This window comes from Pseudomonas sp. ASL9 (assembly GCF_056680335.1).
This window is the reverse complement of sequence record NZ_CM155277.1, coordinates 2,816,015-2,836,983: the sequence shown is the minus strand read 5'-3', so window position 1 is coordinate 2,836,983 and position 20,969 is coordinate 2,816,015. Positions and strand designations below refer to the sequence as shown.

The 20,969-nt window shown below is 59.2% G+C and carries 6 protein-coding genes; 3 read left to right on the top strand and 3 right to left on the bottom strand.

Going from position 1 to position 20,969, the window contains the following annotated elements; all coding sequences use genetic code 11:
- Positions 1–418: 418 nt before the first annotated feature.
- Entirely contained in the window at positions 419–1,201 is a 783-nt protein-coding gene (locus AC1ME2_RS12980; protein WP_480441678.1) for a GntR family transcriptional regulator, read from the bottom strand.
- 336 nt (positions 1,202–1,537) lie between these two features.
- Between AC1ME2_RS12980 and lapG the strand changes: the two genes are divergently transcribed.
- On the top strand, positions 1,538–2,251 hold the full coding sequence (gene lapG, locus AC1ME2_RS12975; protein WP_480441677.1) for a cysteine protease LapG: 714 nt from the start codon (positions 1,538–1,540) through the stop codon (positions 2,249–2,251).
- Between the two features lie 8 nt (positions 2,252–2,259).
- Positions 2,260–4,206 carry a cyclic di-GMP receptor LapD gene (gene lapD / locus AC1ME2_RS12970; RefSeq protein WP_480441676.1) on the top strand — a complete coding sequence of 649 codons (1,947 nt, stop codon included), beginning with the start codon at positions 2,260–2,262 and terminating at the stop codon, positions 4,204–4,206.
- Positions 4,207–4,264: 58 nt separating this feature from the next.
- Here lapD and AC1ME2_RS12965 read toward each other — a convergent pair whose 3' ends face one another.
- Complete coding sequence (locus tag AC1ME2_RS12965; RefSeq protein ID WP_480441675.1) at positions 4,265–4,603, bottom strand: tryptophan synthase subunit beta; 339 nt, start codon at positions 4,601–4,603, stop codon at positions 4,265–4,267.
- Between the two features lie 98 nt (positions 4,604–4,701).
- Positions 4,702–19,164, bottom strand: coding sequence for a retention module-containing protein (locus tag AC1ME2_RS12960; RefSeq protein ID WP_480441673.1), 14,463 nt, complete (start codon positions 19,162–19,164; stop codon positions 4,702–4,704).
- Positions 19,165–19,582: 418 nt separating this feature from the next.
- Between AC1ME2_RS12960 and AC1ME2_RS12955 the strand changes: the two genes are divergently transcribed.
- Positions 19,583–20,929: a TolC family outer membrane protein gene (locus AC1ME2_RS12955; RefSeq protein ID WP_480441672.1), complete on the top strand. Its 1,347-nt coding sequence runs from the start codon at positions 19,583–19,585 to the stop codon at positions 20,927–20,929.
- Positions 20,930–20,969: the final 40 nt, after the last annotated feature.

Here is a 20,969-nt window from a genome sequence, read left to right as displayed (position 1 = left end):
TCAGAGTTACTAAATAATTGAGAAATTATATTTTCGTATTTTCGGGCGACCCTGGTGCTCCTTCCGGTCGGTCCTTGCCCGTTCGACAAACTCCTTGGATAGCGCCCTGTGGTTTTAAGATTTCAGCCCTGGTTTCGGTGGGAGTTCGGGTTGTAGGCGATCATCCCATCAGCCTATCGGTAGCACTCAACGCCATGGTCCGAGTTTGCCTGATTCCTGAGGGGAGCTTGCCTGTGTGCTTTGCAAAGTTTGCGATAGATGAGGACGTGAAACCGAATAGGGCTGGCTTTAACCAAGACGAGCTTGTCGGACGAGAACGTCAGAGATGGGGGGAGGCAGAGAGGGCGTCGCAAGAAAGGCGCATGGGCTGCGCCCGGGGAGGGACTGAGCGACTTGATTTAAGCTTGAGTCGACACGATCAGGCTTTTTTTCCAACGGTTGTACGAGGTACTTTGGCTTGATTGGGTGGGTCGGCAATTGCTCGACCTGGTGGGGTACTGTGTGGCGCAGCTGAACGGCTCCCCAAATATCGGGTGACCGCTTCAACACCTCGGTTAAGGTGGTGTTCGAGCAGTGCCACGGCCGTATCGATGGCTTTGTCGCGTGCGGCATTGAGCAATGCGCGGTGATCGTCCTGCGATAATTTGCCCAGGCCCATTTCTGAGAGATTGAAGCGCAGGAAACGCTCTTCTTCATTGAGCCCCTCTTCAACCAGGCGCAGCAACCTTTGGTTGGGCGCCTTGGCGTAAAGCGTCATATGAAACAGGCGGTTGAGAGTGCCAATCTCGGCGTAATCGGTTTCGATTTCGAGCCTTTCGATATAGCTATTGGCTGCCGCTATATCGTTTTCATCCAGATGAGGAATCGATAGGCGCAGCGCCTCCGACTCCAGCAGGATGCGCAGCGCGTAGGCATCGACCGCGTCTTCACTAATCAGGGGCGCAACCACCGCACCTTTGTGTGTTTCGACCCTCAGCAGCGATTGAGCTTCCAGTTGACGTAATGCTTCACGCACCGGCATACGACTGACGCCGAACAGGGTTGCCAGTTCTTGCTGACGCAGCGCCGTGCCACTGGGTAGACGCCCGTCGAGGATGGCATTGCGCAGCTTTTCTTCGATGACAGCTCTGGCCACGTGGGAAGGCAGTTGTTCACGTCCCAGAATGCTGCTCAAAAAGCTTTGTTTGTCGGTTTTTTGCATGCCCATACTTCTATAAATTCAAATTTTATTTTTTGGATCCAGCCCACACTAGAGACAGTCATAGTGCTTGTCAAACCTTGCAAAAAAAGTAATCAGACCGCTCTGAAATGCCTGTTTTACTTGGTTTTTCATAGTTTAGACCAGAACTATACCCACTGCTTTTCAGGTTGCTGAGCACGGCGCTGGCATGTTGGGATAGACACCTTATAGATCATTGTTCAGTGCGGCAGTATGAGCAGACGCTCTTCTGCACATGATTGCAGGATGCCATTGTTTTTTCCTGATCGAACCCGCACCATCGACCGGTTCTCGGATGACCGCACGGATTAACTTCAATTGGCGGCACGTTTTGCTTTTTATTGGCCAGAGCACGTTCATCGACTAGGGCGTTGGCTCTTTATTGCGTTGCTGTTGGCCAGTGTGCTGCTGGTGGGCAGTCTGCATGCCGATTGGGACTTTTCCTTGATCAGCCGCCGGGCTGAGGCCTTGTATGGTCCGCTGGGCGAGGGTCGCCATCGGATCGACGCTTGGCAGCGCCTGTTATCGACCGAGAAGCAAATCAGTGAGAGAGAGAAACTTGAGGTGGTCAATCAGTTCTTCAACCACCAAATTCGTTATGAAGAAGACATCGATAACTGGCATGAGATCGACTATTGGGCTACCCCCATTGAGTCGCTCGGGAAGGGGGCTGGCAATTGCAAGGATTACGCCATTGCCAAGTACTTCAGCCTCAGGCACTTGGGCGTGCCGAACGAAAAACTACTGATCACCTATGTCAAAGCCTTGCGTCTGAACCGTGCACATATGGTCTTGACGTATTACCCAAGCCCGAATGCCGAACCTCTGGTACTCGATAGCCTGATTGATGCAATCAAACCCGCCAGCCAACGAACTGACCTGTTGCCGGTCTACGCCTTCAATGGTGAAGGGTTGTGGTTACCGGGCGCCAAAGGCAATAAGAGAGTGGGCGACACAAAACGATTGTCCCGCTGGCAGGATGTGTTGAGAAAAATGCAGGCCGAAGGCTTCCCGGCCGAGCCCGAGTTCTAGGAGTTCCGATGTCTCTGTTCAAACAGTTGTTGATCGCTATTTGTGTGTTCCTGGTGATTGCCTTTAGCGGCAGTTTCATGGTCGGCCTGGAAAGTTCGCGCGCACAATACGTCAATCAATTGCGTTCCCATGCGCAAGATGCGGCGACGTCCCTGGCGTTGTCATTGACGCCGAATATCGACGACCCGACGATGGTCGAGTTAATGGTCAGTTCGATCTTCGACAGTGGCTATTATTCGAGCATCCGCGTCATCGATCTGGCCACTGATAAGCCCATTGTCGAGCGCATGGGCGCACCCGACAGCAGCTCAGTGCCGGCCTGGTTCGTCAAACTGATCGGCCTGGAAGCTGCGGGTGGCGATGCAATCGTCAGCCGTGGCTGGCAGCAGGCGGCACGCGTTGAAGTGGTCAGCCATCCGATGTTCGCGTTGGCCAAACTCTGGGATAGCGCGCTGGGCAGTCTTGGCTGGTTGCTGATTTGTGGTCTGGTCAGCGCTATTCTTGGCGCTTTGCTGCTGCGTAGGCAGTTGCGACCCCTTGACTATATGGTGGCGCAATCCCACGCCATCGCCCGCCGCGAATTCCTCAGCCTGCCTGAGCTGCCGCGCACCCCGGAACTGCGTCGCGTGGTCCAGGCCATGAACCAGATGGTGGAAAAGCTCAAAGCTCTGTTTCAGGAAAGCACTGAGCGCAGTGAAAAGCTGCGGATAGAGTCCTATCAGGACAGCCTTACTGGCCTGGCCAACCGTCGCTATTTCGACATGCAGCTCAACGCACGGGTCAGCAATCAGGAAGAGACCAGCTCTGGTTACCTGCTGTTGCTGCGGGTCAAGGATCTGGTGGGTTTGAACCAGCGTCTAGGTGGAAAACACACGGACCAGCTGCTTCAGGCGGTGGCTGAACAATTGGTTCGACAATGCGCCCGCTACCCGGAGACCAGTAACCTCATCAGCCGCAGCCGTGGCGGTGAATTTGCCGTGCTGGCGCCCAAAATGATGCGCGCCGAAGCGTTGCAGCTTGCCCAAAACCTCGAAAGCACGTTGCTCAGCCTGCAAGCCACTGGGGCGTCGGATGTTACACCCGTGGCTTACATCGGCCTGGCGCCTTACAGCCCGGGCGATTCGCCGCAAGCGTTGCTCGGTCTTGCCGACCAGGCGTTGTCTCAGGCTGAAAGTGAGGGCGATCGTAGCTGGAGCTGCATTGAGTACGGCGCTGCCATCAGCCTCGGCGACGATCACCACGCCTGGAACAACCTGCTGGATCAGGCGCTGACCCAGCGCCGCTTCCAGCTGTTCTTCCAGCCCGTAGTGGACAGTCGTAATCCCCAGCGGGTGCTGCATTACAAGGTGCTATCACGCTTGCTTGATGAGCAGGGGCAGACTATTCCAGCGGGGCGTTTTCTGCCTTGGCTCGAACGATTCGGTTGGTCAACGCGGCTGGACCAACTGATGCTCGAATTGGTCCTGCAACAGATGGCTCAGCATGATCAAGCCCTGGCCTTGAACCTCTCTGCTGCTACGCTTGCTGATTCAAGAGCCTTGAATCAGGCTTTTGAGACCCTTAGGCAGCATGCTCGCTTCGGGCCTCGATTGACCCTGGAAATTGGCGAAGAACAGTTGCCGGAACAGAGTGTCCTGGAGCAACTGACCCGACGTCTGCACGAGCTGGGGTTTGCCTTGGCGGTGCAACGCTTCGGTGGCCGGTTCAGCATGATAGGCAACCTGGCCCACTTGGGATTGGCGTACTTGAAAATCGATGGCAGTTATATTCGAGCAATCGATAAGGAAAGCCACAAACGCCTATTCATCGAAGCCATCCAACGCGCTGCGCACAGTATCGACTTGCCGTTGATTGCCGAGCGTGTGGAAACCGACGGCGAGCTGCAGGTCATTTGCGAGATGGGGATTGAAGGCGTGCAAGGTCAGCTGTTTGGTGACCCGGCGCCCTGGAAGTAAGGATGGTCAATCGGGCCTGATCGCGCGTCGGCGACAGGCCCTCTAGCCATAAACAGAATCAGATCAATCCCGTCTCATCATCATTGATCAAATGATTCAACCCGCCCAGCGTTTCTCGTGCCTGGGTACGGTCCATTAACTTGGCCTGCGCCGCAGACGGCAGATCGGTTACCCGGATCGCGCCCTTGCTGATCAGCACCTGAATCAGATCGTCAAGCACCCGAATCATCTCAAAGTCGCTGTGCTTGAGCTGTTTGAGGCTGTTTTCGATCACATCGTTCGCATACCAGGCTTGAATCTCATGGTGGTCAGCGGGAAGCGTCTCCGTCGCCTCCGCATAAGGAACTCCCTCCACGCGGATCAGCAGCCCCTGTTGATCACGTTGCACGTAGAACATGGGTAAAACCTCGAAATGTGAGTCCTGCCCGAAACAGAAGGAGGGCGCTGCCCGCGATGATGTTAGTTCAGACTCTACATCATCGCGGGCGGGCTTTATCAGGTGTGGTCAACCTTGATGGTTGGATCGGTGCCGCCCACCAGCGACTTGATCATATCGTTGTTCCAGATCACGCCTTCAACGGAGATATGAACGTCGGCGTTGGCGGCCACACCGCCAGTAGCATTCAACTTGCCAGTGCTACTGATGTCGAGCGTGGTATTGGTACCGTCGTTGGAGATTTTCAGGTAGTTCGTCAGGTTAGTGTCGTTCTCACCCTGTAGCAGATCTCGCAGGTCGATCTTGTCGCCGGCGGTGGTGCTGAAGTCCTTGATCACGTCAGTGCCGAGACCGGTACCGGTAGTGTTAGCGGTATTGGTATCGCCCTTGAGCCAGATGAAGGTATCTGTGCCCCCGCCACCAATCAGGATGTCATTGCCCTTGCCACCAATCAGCATGTCGTTACCCAGGCCGCCGTTGAGGGTGTCGTTGCCGGCCTGGCCGAACAAGATGTCATTACCGCCACCGCCGAGTAGCGTGTCATCACCGCCTGAAGTGCCGCCGACGTTGAACGTGGTGATGTTCTGAGTGATGTACGCATGCAGGTCGGCGTCGCTGATCAAGCTGTTCCCTGTCAGTGCCTTGAGCGCCGCAGTCCCCTCCACAACTACGCCGCTAGCGGTTGTCGCGGTGACCAGATCACCGAACAAAATGTCGTTACCGTCCCCCCCGTTGATAACGTCATTACCTGGCGCGATAGTTGAGATAGACGCCTGGATCTTGGCGGACAGGTCTACCGCATTAATCGAGGTATGCGAGGTGTGGTCGGAGTCATAGTTGTTGAGTGAGTCAGTGATGCTGCTGGTCACACCAATGGCCTCGACCACCGAAACCTTGGCTAACGCGTTATAGGCGGCCATTGAGTCGGTTGTGGTTGTGCTGTCGGTTGAGTAGCCAGTGCCGGCGATGGCTTCGTATATCAAGTTACCAGCGCTATCGGTGCTGTGCAGCACACCTATGGTGTTGGAATACCAGACATTGTGATTGTCTTTCGACCAGGTGGACACTTCGCCTGTGGCGCTGATCAGCGTGAGATCCGCGCTGCCGCTGCTATTGCCGCTACCGCTGATGCTGCCGGCGACGGATAGGGTGACGGCAGTGCCGGGGTGGGCCTGGTACTGCGTCATTGCGGTGGCAAGGTTTTCGTATACGCCGGTGTCGGACACCAGGACGGTTTTGGCGACGTCACCAGGTACAAGGTAATAGGTAGGCTGGCCGTCGGTGATGAAGAAGGTCAGGTTCTGAGCATTGGCATTATTTTTCGCCATATCGCTGGCGAACCACTGGGTGGTCAGATGGAACACGTCTTCGTAGTTAGTGCCGCCGCCATTGCTGATGGAATCGATTACAGTTTGTAGCTGCTGGAGGGCATTTTTGTCGGCAAGGTTCACCGAGACGTACTCGTGGACGGTGGTGTCAAAGTCGGCCAGGAAGATGTTGACCACCCCGCTGTTGCCACCGACCTTGCTTTGCAAATCAGTGAACAGGGTAGTCAGGGCGGTCTTCGCGGTGGCGAGTGTACCGTTCATGCTGCCCGAGCTGTCGAGCATGATGGCAATGTTGTAGTTCTGCCCGACGACGATTTGGGTGCCAGAGACGTCGCCGACGATAATATCGCTGTTGTTTGTGCCATTAAGCGCGGTATCGGTCCCCGCGTGACCATCGATCAACGTGATCGCATTGACCGTCACGTTGATGGTTGCGCTGCTCGACGCCGTCAATCCGGTGGACGCTTCTTTGGACGTTGCGGTGATGGTCAGCGCGAAGTCGGTACCGTCATTGGGCGCTGGCGTCACGCGGAGAGCGGTCAAGTCCCAGCCGCTGATGTCGACATTGGCTTGGCCGCTGGAGTGAGTCCCATCAGTCAATACCGCACCGACCGGAATACCGGAAACGGTGGTGCTCAGGGTTTCCGAACCGTCGGTGTCGACCAGTGTCGACTTGACCACCAAGCTGATGGCCGTGTTTTCATCGCCAGCCGCCGCTGGAGCAACTACCAACGTGGGTGCATCGGCCACGGCCGTTACGTTGATCGTGACAGTCGCGTGGGTGCCGAGCAGGGCAGTGCCGTCGCTTGGCTGGAAGCCAATGGTCGCGTAATCGCTGCCCGACGCATTGGCCACGGGTACGAACGTCAGTTTGCCGCTGTCGATGTCGGCGTAGCTGATGGTTTGGCCGGGCGAAGTGATGCTTACGCCGTTCAGTAGCAAGGAGCCATGGGTAGGCAACTGTGTCAGGACGATGCCCAGGTTGGCGGACGCAGAGTCGACATCAGTGACGCCAAAGTCAGACCAGTGCAGGGTTTTAGGGGTGTCCTCGGTACCGGTAACGTTGCTACCGGTCGCTACCGGTGCGTCATTGACGGCAATGACCTTGACCGGGATGGTTATCGTCTGGCTGACAGGGGCTGCTGCCCCGTCTTGCGCAGTGGCGGTAACGGTCAGCGGCATGAGGCCGTTTGCGTTCGCCGGAGGGGTGAACATCAGCGTGCTCAGTTTCCAGCCCGTGATATCCAGGACCGTGTTGCCAACGGTAGAGGTGAACGTATGCGTCCCGGTACCGTCAGTGATTGTAGAGCCCACGGGCAGGTTGCTTATCTGCAGGGTGAGCGATTCCGAATGATCGATATCGGTCGCATAAGCGTCGATGGTCGACAGCAGAATGGCGTGATCTTCCAGGCCCGTGTTCAGCGTCTCGGTAACGGAAATGTTATCCAGTACACCGCCGAGGGAGTTGCTGTCCCCTGCGTGGAATTCGAGCTTGGCTGCCCCGTCGGTAGTCACCGGTACCTGGAAGGTATAGGTCTGCATGCCGGTCGCAGCGGCGTTGAGCGTACCGATTTGCGTAGTGCCCCAGAACACATTGATCACCGAGTTATCCAGCGCGTCGGCGCGCGGTGAATAGTCGACTGAGAGGGTGTAGGTCGCACCCGCACGGGCCTCAATAGTGGTGTAGAGATTGGAGGGCTCGCCGGTGTTGCTCTCCAGTTCTATGACTTGGCTATTAGTGCCTGCGCCGTAAACGGTGCCCTTGCCGATCTCGACCAGGCCGCCGCTGTTATCGGTATGCCATGCCCCGTTGCTGAAATCGCTGATGGCGAGGTCGGTCCACGCGCTGGTTAGCTTCACGTCTTCAAAGTTGATCGCTGCCATGCCGTTGTCGGCGACCAACGCCAGATACGGGGTATCTGTCACCGGTGCGACCACAATGCTGCCGGTGGCAACCGCTGCGCTCGGCATGCCCTGATTGTCGATTGAGTTGAAGGTGAAGTTGGTGCTGCCGCTCCAGTCATGCGTCGGCATGAAATAAACAGCGGCCTTGCCATCAAGGGTGGAGTCGACCATGTCCCCGGCCTTTAGCGCATGGGTCATGGCGGTGTCGCTGTACAACGTGCCATTGCTCGGCAAACTATCAATCAGGAAGTGGGCAACGTTGCCGTCCACATCGCTGCCGCTCAGATTCACTGTGACGAGGTGGTCCTCGTCATTGCTGCCTGTGGCGTTGGCGACTGTTGGCGCATCATTGACTGCTGTCACGGTGATGGTGCTGGTGGCGACGTTCGACAGGTTGTGCAAGGTCTGGCCGTCATCCACCACCACGTTGATCGTGCGGGGCACCGTGCTTGGGTTGTCGCTGGTGCTCTGGTAGGTGATCGACTGGATCATGTTCTGGTACGAAGCCAGGTCCGCCGAGCCAGTCAGGGTGACCACGATCTTGCCGTCAACGATGCCGCCGACGACGGCATGAATACCGAACTGGTCGTTGGCCGCCAGCACGTCGCCGACTTGCGCGTTGGTCAGGGTGACCGTTGCGCCTTGCAGGGTCGTGTTGTCGACATCGGAGATGCTGACGTTGTGGCCGGCGATGCTGATCGGTGCGCCATTTTCAACGTAGCCGACGGTGTAGCCGGTGGTGCTGGTATCGGTGGCGCTGAGATCCAGGACTGGAGCGTCGTTGACTGCCGTCACGTTGATCGGGACCGTGGCCGGTGCGCCCAGCAAGGTAGTGCCGTCACTCGGCTGGAAGCCGATGGCCGCGTAGTTGATGCCCGACGCATCGGCTGCCGGTACGAAGGTCAGCTTGCCGCCATCGATGTCCGCTTTGCTGATCACCAGATGGTCGATCGAGGTAAGCGTCACGCCGTTCAGCTGCAAGGTGCCGTTGGCAGGCAACTGTGTCAGTACGATGCCCAGGCTGGTGATCGCAGAATCGACATCAATGACGCCAAAGTCAGACCAGTGCAGGGTTTGCGGGGTGTCTTCGGTGCCGGTCACGACGCTGCCGGTGGCGACCGGGGCATCGTTGACCGGAATCACGGCGATGGTGGTGTTGACCACGGTCGAGCTGTCGGTGCCGTCGGTCACGCTGATGGTGATCTCGCGCGGCAGCGCGCTGGGGTCCTGGCTGTTGTTGCTGAAGGTGATCTGCTTGATGTAATCCGCGTATTCAGCGGGTGTCGCGGTGCCGGTCAGGGTCAGGACCAACACGCCGTTGACGGTGGATTGCGTGGCAGTGATCGCGCTGTTTTCCGGGGCCTGGAAGCTGTCGCCCAGTTGCGGGTTGTCCAGCTTGATCGTCGCACCGGCCAGCGTCGTGTTGTCGACATCGGAGATGGTCAGATCGCTGCTGACAATCGCTGCGCCGGTGGCATCGCCTTCGGTGAAGTGGTTGCTAAAGGCGACATCGCCATTTTGATGAACAACCGGTGCATCGTTGACCGGGGCCACGGTGACGGTGAGCGTTTCAGCGGTAGAAGCGCTGCCGCCCGCGTGTTCCGTCGAGGTCGACGTAACGGTCAGGGTGATCGGGCCGTTGAAGTTCAGCGGCGGGGTAATGGTCAGTTTGCTCAGGTCCCAGGTGCTGATGTCGACCGCACTTTGGCTGCTGGTGTGCGTGCCGTCGGTCAATACCGCCCCGACCGGGATCCCGGACACGGTGGTGCTCAGGGTTTCTGAACCGTCGGTGTCGACCAGTGCCGGTTTGATCACCAGGCTGATGGCCGTGTCTTCATTACCGGCCGCCGGAGCGACGTTCAGCGTGGGTGCATCGGCCACGGCCGTCACGTTGATCGTGACCGTCGCGGCAGTGCCCAGGGCAGAACCGTCGCTTGGCTGGAAGCCAATGGTCGCGTAATCGTTGCCCGAGGCATTGGCCACGGGCACGAAGGTCAGTTTGCCGCTGTCGATATCAGCGTGGCTGATGGTTTGGCCGGAAGCGATGCTTATGCCGTTCAGCAGCAAGGTGCCGTTGGTTGGCAACTGTGTCAGCACGATGCCCAGGCTGGTGATCGCCGAGTCGACATCAGTGACGCCAAAGTCAGACCAGTGCAGGGTTTGCGGTGTGTCTTCGGTGCCGGTCACGGTGCTGCCGGTGGCGACCGGGGCGTCGTTGACCGGAATCACGGCGATGGTGGTGTTGACCACGGTCGAGCTGTCGGTGCCGTCGGTCACGCTGATGGTGATCTCGCGCGGCAGCGCGCTTGGGTCCTGGCTGCTGTTGCTGAAGGTGATCTGCTTGATGTAATCCGCGTATTCAGCGGGTGTCGCGGTGCCGGTCAGGGTCAGCACCAACACGCCATTGACGGTGGATTGCGTGGCAGTGATCGCGCTGTTGTCCGGGGCCTGGAAGCTGTCGCCCAGCTGCGGGTTGTCCAGCTTGATCGTCGCACCGGCCAGCGTCGTGTTGTCGACATCGGAGATGGTCAGATCGCTGCTGACAATCGCTGCGCCGGTGGCATCGCCTTCGGTGAAGTGGTTGCTAAAGGCGACATCGCCATTTTGATGAACAACCGGTGCATCGTTGACCGGGGCCACGGTGACGGTGAGCGTTTCAGCGGTAGAAGCGCTGCCGCCCGCGTGTTCCGTCGAGGTCGACGTAACGGTCAGGGTGATCGGGCCGTTGAAGTTCAGCGGCGGGGTAATGGTCAGTTTGCTCAGGTCCCAGGTGCTGATGTCGACCGCACTTTGGCTGCTGGTGTGCGTGCCGTCGGTCAATACCGCCCCGACCGGGATCCCGGACACGGTGGTGCTCAGGGTTTCTGAACCGTCGGTGTCGACCAGTGCCGGTTTGATCACCAGGCTGATGGCCGTGTCTTCATTACCGGCCGCCGGAGCGACGTTCAGCGTGGGTGCATCGGCCACGGCCGTCACGTTGATCGTGACCGTCGCGGCAGTGCCCAGGGCAGAACCGTCGCTTGGCTGGAAGCCAATGGTCGCGTAATCGTTGCCCGAGGCATTGGCCACGGGCACGAAGGTCAGTTTGCCGCTGTCGATATCAGCGTGGCTGATGGTTTGGCCGGAAGCGATGCTTATGCCGTTCAGCAGCAAGGTGCCGTTGGTTGGCAACTGTGTCAGCACGATGCCCAGGCTGGTGATCGCCGAGTCGACATCAGTGACGCCAAAGTCAGACCAGTGCAGGGTTTGCGGTGTGTCTTCGGTGCCGGTCACGGTGCTGCCGGTGGCGACCGGGGCGTCGTTGACCGGAATCACGGCGATGGTGGTGTTGACCACGGTCGAGCTGTCGGTGCCGTCGGTCACGCTGATGGTGATCTCGCGCGGCAGCGCGCTTGGGTCCTGGCTGCTGTTGCTGAAGGTGATCTGCTTGATGTAATCCGCGTATTCAGCGGGTGTCGCGGTGCCGGTCAGGGTCAGCACCAACACGCCATTGACGGTGGATTGCGTGGCAGTGATCGCGCTGTTGTCCGGGGCCTGGAAGCTGTCGCCCAGCTGCGGGTTGTCCAGCTTGATCGTCGCACCGGCCAGCGTCGTGTTGTCGACATCGGAGATGGTCAGATCGCTGCTGACAATCGCCGCGCCGGTGGCATCGCCTTCGGTGAAGTGGTTGCTAAAGGCGGCGTCGCCATTCTGATGAACGACCGGTGCGTCGTTGACCGGGGCCACAGTGACGGTGAGGGTGTCCACGGTGGAAGCGCTGCCGCCGGCGTGTTCGGTCGAGGTCGACGTAACCGTCAGGGTAATCGGGCCGTTGAAGTTCAGCGGCGGGGTAATGGTCAGTTTGCTCAGGTCCCAGGTGCTGATGTCGACCGCACTTTGGCTGCTGGTGTGCGTGCCGTCGGTCAATACCGCACCGGCCGGGATCCCGGACACGGTGGTGCTCAGGGTTTCTGAACCGTCGGTGTCGACCAGTGCCGGTTTGATCACCAGGCTGATGGCCGTGTCTTCGTTACCGGCCGCCGGGGCGACGTCCAGCGTGGGCGCATCGGCCACAGCCGTCACGTTGATCGTGACCGTCGCGGCGGTGCCCAGAGCAGAGCCGTCGCTTGGCTGGAAACCAATAGTCGCGTAATCGCTGCCCGAGGCATTGGCCACGGGGACGAAGGTCAGTTTGCCGCTGTCGATGTCGGCGTGGCTGATGGTTTGGCCGGAAGCGATGCTTATGCCGTTCAGCAGCAAGGTGCCATTGGCAGGCAACTGTGTCAGCACGATGCCCAGGCTGGTGATCGCCGAGTCGACATCAGTGACGCCAAATTCAGACCAGTGCAGGGTTTGCGGGGTGTCTTCGGTGCCGGTCACGGTGCTGCCGGTGGCTACCGGGGCGTCGTTGACTGCAGTCACGATGATGGTGCTGGTGGCGACGTTCGACAGGTTGTGCAAGGTCTGGCCGTCATCCACCACCACGCTAATCGTGCGGGTAGCCGTGCTTGGGTTGTCGCTGGTGCTCTGATAGGTGATTGACTGGATCATGTTCTGGTACGAAGCCAGGTCCGCCGAACCGCTCAGGGTGACCACGATCTTGCCGTCAACGATGCCGCCAACGACGGCATGGATACCGAACTGGTCGTTGGCAGCCAGTACGTCGCCGACCTGCGCGTTGGTCAGGGTGACGGTCGCGCCTTGCATCTGCGTGTTATCGACATCGGAGATGCTGACGTTGTGGCCGGCGATGCTGATCGGTGCGCCATTCTCAACGTAGCCGACGGTGTAGCCGGTGGTGCTGGTATCGGTGGAACTGAGGTCCAGTACCGGCGCGTCATTGACCGGGGCCACGGTGACGGTGAGGGTGTCCACGGTGGACGCGCTGCCGCCGGCGTGTTCCGTCGAGGTCGACGTAACGGTCAGGGTGATCGGGCCGTTGAAGTTCAGCGGCGGGGTAATGGTCAGTTTGCTCAGGTCCCAGGTGCTGATGTCGACCGCACTTTGGCTGCTGGTGTGCGTGCCGTCGGTCAATACCGCCCCGACCGGAATCCCGGACACGGTGGTGCTCAGGGTTTCTGAACCGTCGGTGTCGACCAGTGCCGGTTTGATCACCAGGCTGATGGCCGTGTCTTCATTACCGGCCGCCGGAGCGACGTTCAGCGTGGGTGCATCGGCCACGGCCGTCACGTTGATCGTGACCGTCGCGGCAGTGCCCAGGGCAGAACCGTCGCTTGGCTGGAAGCCAATGGTCGCGTAATCGTTGCCCGAGGCATTGGCCACGGGCACGAAGGTCAGTTTGCCGCTGTCGATATCAGCGTGGCTGATGGTTTGGCCGGAAGCGATGCTTATGCCGTTCAGCAGCAAGGTGCCGTTGGTTGGCAACTGTGTCAGCACGATGCCCAGGCTGGTGATCGCCGAGTCGACATCAGTGACGCCAAAGTCAGACCAGTGCAGGGTTTGCGGTGTGTCTTCGGTGCCGGTCACGGTGCTGCCGGTGGCGACCGGGGCGTCGTTGACCGGAATCACGGCGATGGTGGTGTTGACCACGGTCGAGCTGTCGGTGCCGTCGGTCACGCTGATGGTGATCTCGCGCGGCAGCGCGCTTGGGTCCTGGCTGCTGTTGCTGAAGGTGATCTGCTTGATGTAATCCGCGTATTCAGCCGGTGTCGCGGTGCCGGTCAGGGTCAGCACCAACACGCCATTGACGGTGGATTGCGTGGCAGTGATCGCGCTGTTGTCCGGGGCCTGGAAGCTGTCGCCCAGCTGCGGGTTGTCCAGCTTGATCGTCGCACCGGCCAGCGTCGTGTTGTCGACATCGGTGATGGTCAAATCGCTGCTGACAATCGCCGCGCCGGTGGCATCGCCTTCGGTGAAGTGGTTGCTAAAGGCAGCGTCGCCATTTTGATGAACGACTGGCGGATCGTTGACCGGAATCACGGCGATGGTGGTGTTGACCACGGTCGAGCTGTCAGTACCGTCGGTGACGCTGATGGTGATGTCGCGCGGCAGCGCGCTGGGGTCCTGGCTGCTGTTGCTGAAAGTAATCTGCTTGATGTAATCAGCGTATTCAGTCGGTGTCGCGGTGCCGGTCAGGGTCAGGACCAACACGCCGTTGACGGTGGATTGCGTGGCAGTGATTGCGCTGTTGTCCGGGGCCTGGAAGCTGTCGCCCAGCTGTGGGTTGTCGAGCTTGATCGTCGCACCGGCCAGCGTCGTGTTGTCGACATCGGTGATGGTCAAATCGCTGCTGACAATCGCCGCGCCGGTGGCATCGCCTTCGGTGAAGTGGTTGCTAAAGGCAGCGTCGCCATTTTGATGAACGACTGGCGGATCGTTGACCGGAATCACGGCGATGGTGGTGTTGACCACGGTCGAGCTGTCGGTGCCGTCGGTGACGCTGATGGTGATGTCTCGCGGCAGCGCGCTGGGGTCCTGGCTGTTGTTGCTGAAGGTAATCTGCTTGATGTAATCAGCGTATTCAGCCGGTGTCGCGGTGCCGGTCAGGGTCAGGACCAGCACGCCATTGACGGTGGTTTGTGTGGCGCTGATCGCGCTGTTGTCCGGGGCCTGGAAGCTGTCGCCCAGCTGTGGGTTGTCCAGCTTGATCGTTGCCCCGGCCAGCGTCGTGTTGTCGACATCGGTGATGGTCAAATCGCTGCTGACAATCGCCGCGCCGGTGGCATCGCCTTCGGTGAAGTGGTTGCTGAAGCTGGCATCGCCATTCTGATGAACAACCGGCGGATCGTTGACTGGAATCATGGCGATGGTGGTGTTGACCACGGTCGAGCTGTCAGTACCGTCGGTGACGCTGATGGTGATGTCACGCGGCAGCGCGCTGGGGTCATGGCTGCTGTTGCTGAAAGTAATCTGCTTGATGTAATCAGCGTATTCAGCCGGTGTCGCGGTGCCGGTCAGGGTCAGGACCAACACGCCGTTGACGGTGGATTGCGTGGCAGTGATTGCGCTGTTGTCCGGGGCCTGGAAGCTGTCGCCCAGCTGTGGGTTGTCGAGCTTGATCGTCGCACCGGCCAGCGTCGTGTTGTCGACATCGGTGATGGTCAGGTCGCTGCTGACAATCGCCGCGCCGGTGGCATCGCCTTCGGTGAAGTGGTTGCTAAAGGCGGCGTCGCCATTCTGATGAACGACCGGTGCGTCGTTGACCGGGGCCACAGTGACGGTGAGGGTGTCCACGGTGGAAGCGCTGCCGCCGGCGTGTTCGGTCGAGGTCGACGTAACCGTCAGGGTAATCGGGCCGTTGAAGTTCAGCGGCGGGGTAATGGTCAGTTTGCTCAGGTCCCAGGTGCTGATGTCGACCGCACTTTGGCTGCTGGTGTGCGTGCCGTCGGTCAATACCGCACCGGCCGGGATCCCGGACACGGTGGTGCTCAGGGTTTCTGAACCGTCGGTGTCGACCAGTGCCGGTTTGATCACCAGGCTGATGGCCGTGTCTTCGTTACCGGCCGCCGGGGCGACGTCCAGCGTGGGCGCATCGGCCACAGCCGTCACGTTGATCGTGACCGTCGCGGCGGTGCCCAGAGCAGAACCGTCGCTTGGCTGGAAGCCAATAGTCGCGTAATCGCTGCCCGAGGCATTGGCCACGGGGACGAAGGTCAGTTTGCCGCTGTCGATGTCGGCGTGGCTGATGGTTTGGCCGGAAGCGATGCTTATGCCGTTCAGCCGCAAGGTGCCATTGGCAGGCAACTGTGTCAGCACGATGCCCAGGCTGGTGATCGCCGAATCGACATCAGTGACGCCAAAGTCAGACCAGTGCAGGGTTTGCGGGGTGTCTTCGGTACCGGTCACGATGCTGCCGGTGGCTACCGGGGCGTCGTTGACCGCCGTGAAGTTCAGGGGGGTGGTGGCGACATTCGAGTCCAGCTTGCCGTCGTTGACGACCACGGAAATCTCGCGTGGCAGTACACCCGGATCCTGGCTGGTGTTGCTGTACGTGATCGATTCGATCAACGCCTGGTATTCGGCTTTTGTGGCGTCACCCGACAAGGTCAAGACGATGCTGCCGTCGTGCTCGGTGGTGGTCACGGTGATCTTGTCGTTCGGGCGGCCGACGGTCAGGGTGTCAGTGTCCTGAGCGCCGCTCAGGGTGACCTTGCCACTTTGTAGATTGTCGTTGTCGACGTCGCTGAGGCTGACGTTTTTAGCCACGGCCACGCCGTCCTGGCCTTCGGTGAACGCAGGTGCGCCCTCAAGCACAACAGCGGGTGCGTCGTTGACCGGAATCACGGCGATCACAGCGCTGCTGGCCACCGAGTCGTGCTCGCCGTCGTTTACGGTGATGGTGACAGTGCGGTCAACGGCGCTCGGGTTTTCGCTGCTGTTGCTGAAGGTGATCGACTGGATCACCGCCTGATATTCGGCCGGGGTTGCTGCGCCGGTCAGGGTCAGTACCAACACGCCGTTGACGGTCTCGGTGGTGACCGTGATCGCCGGGTTATTGCTACCCACTACGAGGGTGTCGTCGGCCTGAGCATTGGTCAGGGTGACTGTCGCGCCTTGCAAATGGGGACTGTCGACATCGCTGATGCTCAGTTGACCGACAATGGCCACGCCGCTGCCGCCTTCGGTAAAGGAGGTCGCGTAGTTGGAACCGTTAGAGGCGGTATCCAGGTCAACCATAGGCAATGCATCGTTATCGATGATTGAGGTGGTAACGCTGCCATGGGTCTCGCTGACAACCAACTGTTCGAAGTTGCCGCCAGTGACCGAGTCGATTTTGACGGTGAAGTTTTCGGTGGCTTCGGTGAGCGTGTCGTCGATTGTATGGATATCAAACGTGACGCTGCTGGCATTGGCTGGCACCTTGATGCTCGCCACGCCTGTGAAATCGCTGCCATCAGTCGCGGTGCCGCTGTACGTCAGGTTCACGGTGACGTCGGTTTGCGGCGGATGGGCCAGGCTGACGGTATAGCTGGCCGTTTCGCCTTCGGTCACCGACGTGCTGCCGCTGATGCTGGCCACGGTAGTGGTCTGCACGTCGGTGACCGGCGTGGTGATCACCGAGGTATCCGCTACCAGGTTTTCATAGTTGCCGCCGCTGACGGTCTTGATCGAGTTGGTCACATCCGCATGGCCGACCAGCGCGTCGTTCGTCACGGCCTGGGTTGCCGTGCCGCTGCTGTCCTTGACCGGGATGGTGATGACCTGGCCGTTCGCCAGGGTGATCACCACCGGGGTATCGGTAACCGGAGCCGACAAGGTGGCGGTGTAGGTAATCACGCCGCCTTCCGCCACGGTGGTGACATCGGCGGTCAGGGTCACGGTGGACGTGTCGATGGTGTCGGTCACGTGGGTGACGACGGGTGTGGTGTTCGGCACCAGGTTTTCGAAGTTGCCGCCGGTGGCGCTGACGATGTGCTGGCTCACGGTGCCGGCGTCGGTGTAGACGTCGTTGGCCGGGGCATCGAGGGTGATCGAACCGGTGGTGGTGCCTTGCTTGATCACGAACGACTGGTTGTTTTCCAGGGTGACGGTCACGTCAGAACCGGCCGCATTGTCCAGGGTCGCGGTGTAGGTGATCGTGCCGCCTTCGGGAACCGAGTCGGTGGCAGCGGAGAGGGTCAGGTGGGTAGTGGTCTGCACGTCGGTGACCGGCGTGGTGATCACCGAGGTATCCGCTACCAGGTTTTCATAGTTGCCGCCGCTGACGGTCTTGATCGAGTTGGTCACATCCGCATGGCCGACCAGCGCGTCGTTCGTCACGGCCTGGGTTGCCGTGCCGCTGCTGTCCTTGACCGGGATGGTGATGACCTGGCCGTTCGCCAGGGTGATCACCACCGGGGTATCGGTAACCGGAGCCGACAAGGTGGCGGTGTAGGTAATCACGCCGCCTTCCGCCACGGTGGTGACATCGGCGGTCAGGGTCACGGTGGACGTGTCGATGGTGTCGGTCACGTGGGTGACGACGGGTGTGGTGTTCGGCACCAGGTTTTCGAAGTTGCCGCCGGTGGCGCTGACGATGTGCTGGCTCACGGTGCCGGCGTCGGTGTAGACGTCGTTGGCCGGGGCATCGAGGGTGATCGAACCGGTGGTGGTGCCTTGCTTGATCACGAACGACTGGTTGTTTTCCAGGGTGACGGTCACGTCAGAACCGGCCGCATTGTCCAGGGTCGCGGTGTAGGTGATCGTGCCGCCTTCGGGCACCGAATCGGTGGCAGAAAGGGTCAAGTGGGTGGTGTCAATAGAATCGGTTACGGTCACCACCGCTGGCGCGGGGTTCGGTGCCAGATTCTCGAAGTTGCCGCCGGTGGCGCCAGTGATAGTGGTGCTGATAGTGGTATGGGTGTTGTAGACGTCGTTGGCCGGGGCGGGAACATTGATGCTGCCGGTTGAATGGCCTGCCTCAATGGAAATGGTCGAGCCGTCCGACAGCGTCACGGTCACCGGTGTTTGTGCCGGGTTGGTCAGCGTGGCAGTGTAAGTGATTGACGTGCCTTCGGTGGCCGTGTCGCTGCCTGCCGTCAGGGTTACCGTCGTGGAGTCGATGGTGTCGGTGATCTGCGTGACCGCAGGCGTCGGGTCGATGGTCAGTACCACGCCTGCGCCGCCGGTGGTGCCGGTCACGGTGGTCGATAGGTGGCTCGGATCTATATAGGGCGTGTTGTTGTCCGGAAGCTGGAGGGTGATGCTGCCAGTGGTCTGGCCGCCAGCAATCACAATGCTCTGGCCATTGGACAAGGTCACGGTCAGGTCGGTCAGCGGTGCCTGAGTGACGGTTGCGGTATACACCAGAGCCCCGCCAGCCTCGGTCAACGTCGGTGTGGCGGTCACGGTCAAGGTCGAGGCGTGCAGGGGTGTGCTGGTATCCGCTAAGGCGCCAGTGTTCTGGGTGGCTGCCAGCGTAGAGAGGCCAAGGCCTGCAGTGGGAAAACCGATTGTAGGGTTGACCACGCCCGCCGTAGCATCAAGCACGACGAAACTGTGGCCACCACCGGCAGCCCCGCCAACGCCTGCTGGGGTCGGCCCGGCAGCAGCCGCTTCAAAGTCTTGCGTCGGGTCAGCGCCGGCGACGATGGCCTGTTGCAACTCTGCAACCGAAGGCGCGGCTTGCGCGGTGGCTTCGGCCAGGTTGGTGGCGGAGTCCGGAGCATCGGCACTCCACTCCGTGTCGCGGCCCAAGTCAATGCTGCGGCCATCCGCAAGTTCAAGTGTCACGGCACCTTCAGGGCCTGTCAGTGCTTGTTCCCCGGCAAACAGCCGATCCCCTTCGATGAGCACACGACAAATCCCCTCAGGGGAAACTGCGATTACTTGGCCAACAATGCTTTTGACGATGGCAACAACACTGCTCATTTAGGGGGACTCTCCGGGTTTACCGTCAGTGGGTATCCATTATGCCGACCGGCTTTTTACATGCCGCTTCGTAACGTGGAGTACTTAAAAAGTGCAATAGCGTTCAATAGCGTTCAATGGTTTCTGATATGCATTCAATAGCGTGCAATCGTACTCAATGAATATTTGGCGTCAAATTATTATCTTTCATTGTTGCGAAAATTAACTTTGTGCCAAACTATTGACCTATTCGGCGCCATCCTAAACAATCCGCCTCCTAAAGTCACATTGATATTTAGATGGCGTCGCGGCTTTCTGTTGTGTGATCCAACTCCCTTCAGAACCTCCCAACAACGCTCCATTCGATTGCCATTTTTCCGATGCAGCGGTCGGTTTTTGCTGTGTTTTAAAACCAGAAAGTCCTCGGGATACAACCCCCATGCGTGCGTACTTCTTTAAGGCTCTTCCTTTCGTTCTGACCGCCAGTTTCGTCCAAGCACAAAGTCTGCCGGAGGCCATGCAGAAAGCGTTGGACGTGCACCCGGAAGTTCAGGCTGGGGTTAACAGCCGAATTGCCGCTGACTACAACTTGCGGGCCGCGAAAGGTGGCTATTTGCCGCGTGTGGACGTGTTGGCGGGTTACGGAAAGGAAGGTTCGGACACCCCCACTTCGCGTACCGTCGTGAACGGCTGGGACACCTTGAATCGAGGGGAGTCCAGCGTACGCTTACAGCAGATGCTGTTTGATGGTTTTGCGACGAGCAACGAAGTAGGCCGTCAACAAGCCACTGTTAACTCTCGCGCCTATTCGTTGTTGAATACCTCTGAGCGTACAGCACTGACCGTTGCACAAGTTTATCTGGACGTTCTGATGCGTCGCGAGATGGTTCACTTGGCGGAAGATAACCTTAAAAACCACGAGCGGATCTTCGATCAGATTAAATTGCGCACAAACCGTGGCGTCGGACGAATGGCGGACATGGACCAGGCCGACGCGCGACTGGCTCAGGCACAAAACAACCTGCTGACAGAACAGGCCAACTTGGCCGATGCCCAGACCAACTACCTGAGTGCCGTCGGCGAAATGCCTGATGAACTTACGCTGCCACAAGGTTTCATGGCCTTGATGCCGGCCACTCTGAACGAAGCGCGCCAGCAAATGATTGAGAACAGCCCTGTTCTGCGCTCTGCTGAGTCGGACATTGCCGCAGCCGAGAAGCAATACGAGTCCGCGAAGTCGAGTTTCTACCCACGCTTTGATGCAGAGCTTGGTCGCAATGCCGACAATAATGTTGGCGGCGAAGTAGGCCATAGCGATGGCTGGGAGGCGATGGTCCGCATGCGGTTCAACCTGTACTCGGGTGGCAGCAATAAAGCCGACCTCGAATCCAAGTCCTATCAGACCACTCAGGCGCTGGACATCCGCAACAACGCCCTGCGCCAGTTGAATGAAGAAGTGGGCCTGGCCTGGAACGCCTACAACAACGCCAACGCGCAGTTGCCGATTGCCCAGCAATATGTTGACCGCAGCAACAGTGTGCGCATCTCGTACCAGCAGCAGTTCACGTTGGGTGAGCGTACCTTACTTGACTTGCTCGACAGCGAAAACGAGTTATTTACCGCTCAGCAGCGTTTGGTGCAAATCAAAAACCAGCAGCTTTACACTCAGTACCGCATCAAAGCCGATATGGGCCAGTTGCTCAGAAGTCAGGGTGTCGTAGCGCCCATGGCGTCGGTTGTGCAAAACGATATAAAACCATCGATAAACCTGCCAGGCATGAACTGATTCTTGACTGAGTCAGGTTATTCCATTGCTTAAAAGAGAG

Bases quoted from the DNA above. Each gene is read 5' to 3' on its own strand.
- AC1ME2_RS12980 (WP_480441678.1), bottom strand. From the start codon at position 1,201: ATGCAAAAAACCGACAAACAAAGCTTTTTGAGCAGCATTCTGGGACGT.
- lapD (WP_480441676.1), top strand. From the start codon at position 2,260: ATGTCTCTGTTCAAACAGTTGTTGATCGCTATTTGTGTGTTCCTGGTG.
- AC1ME2_RS12965 (WP_480441675.1), bottom strand. From the start codon at position 4,603: ATGTTCTACGTGCAACGTGATCAACAGGGGCTGCTGATCCGCGTGGAG.
- AC1ME2_RS12960 (WP_480441673.1), bottom strand. From the start codon at position 19,164: ATGAGCAGTGTTGTTGCCATCGTCAAAAGCATTGTTGGCCAAGTAATC.
- AC1ME2_RS12955 (WP_480441672.1), top strand. From the start codon at position 19,583: ATGCGTGCGTACTTCTTTAAGGCTCTTCCTTTCGTTCTGACCGCCAGT.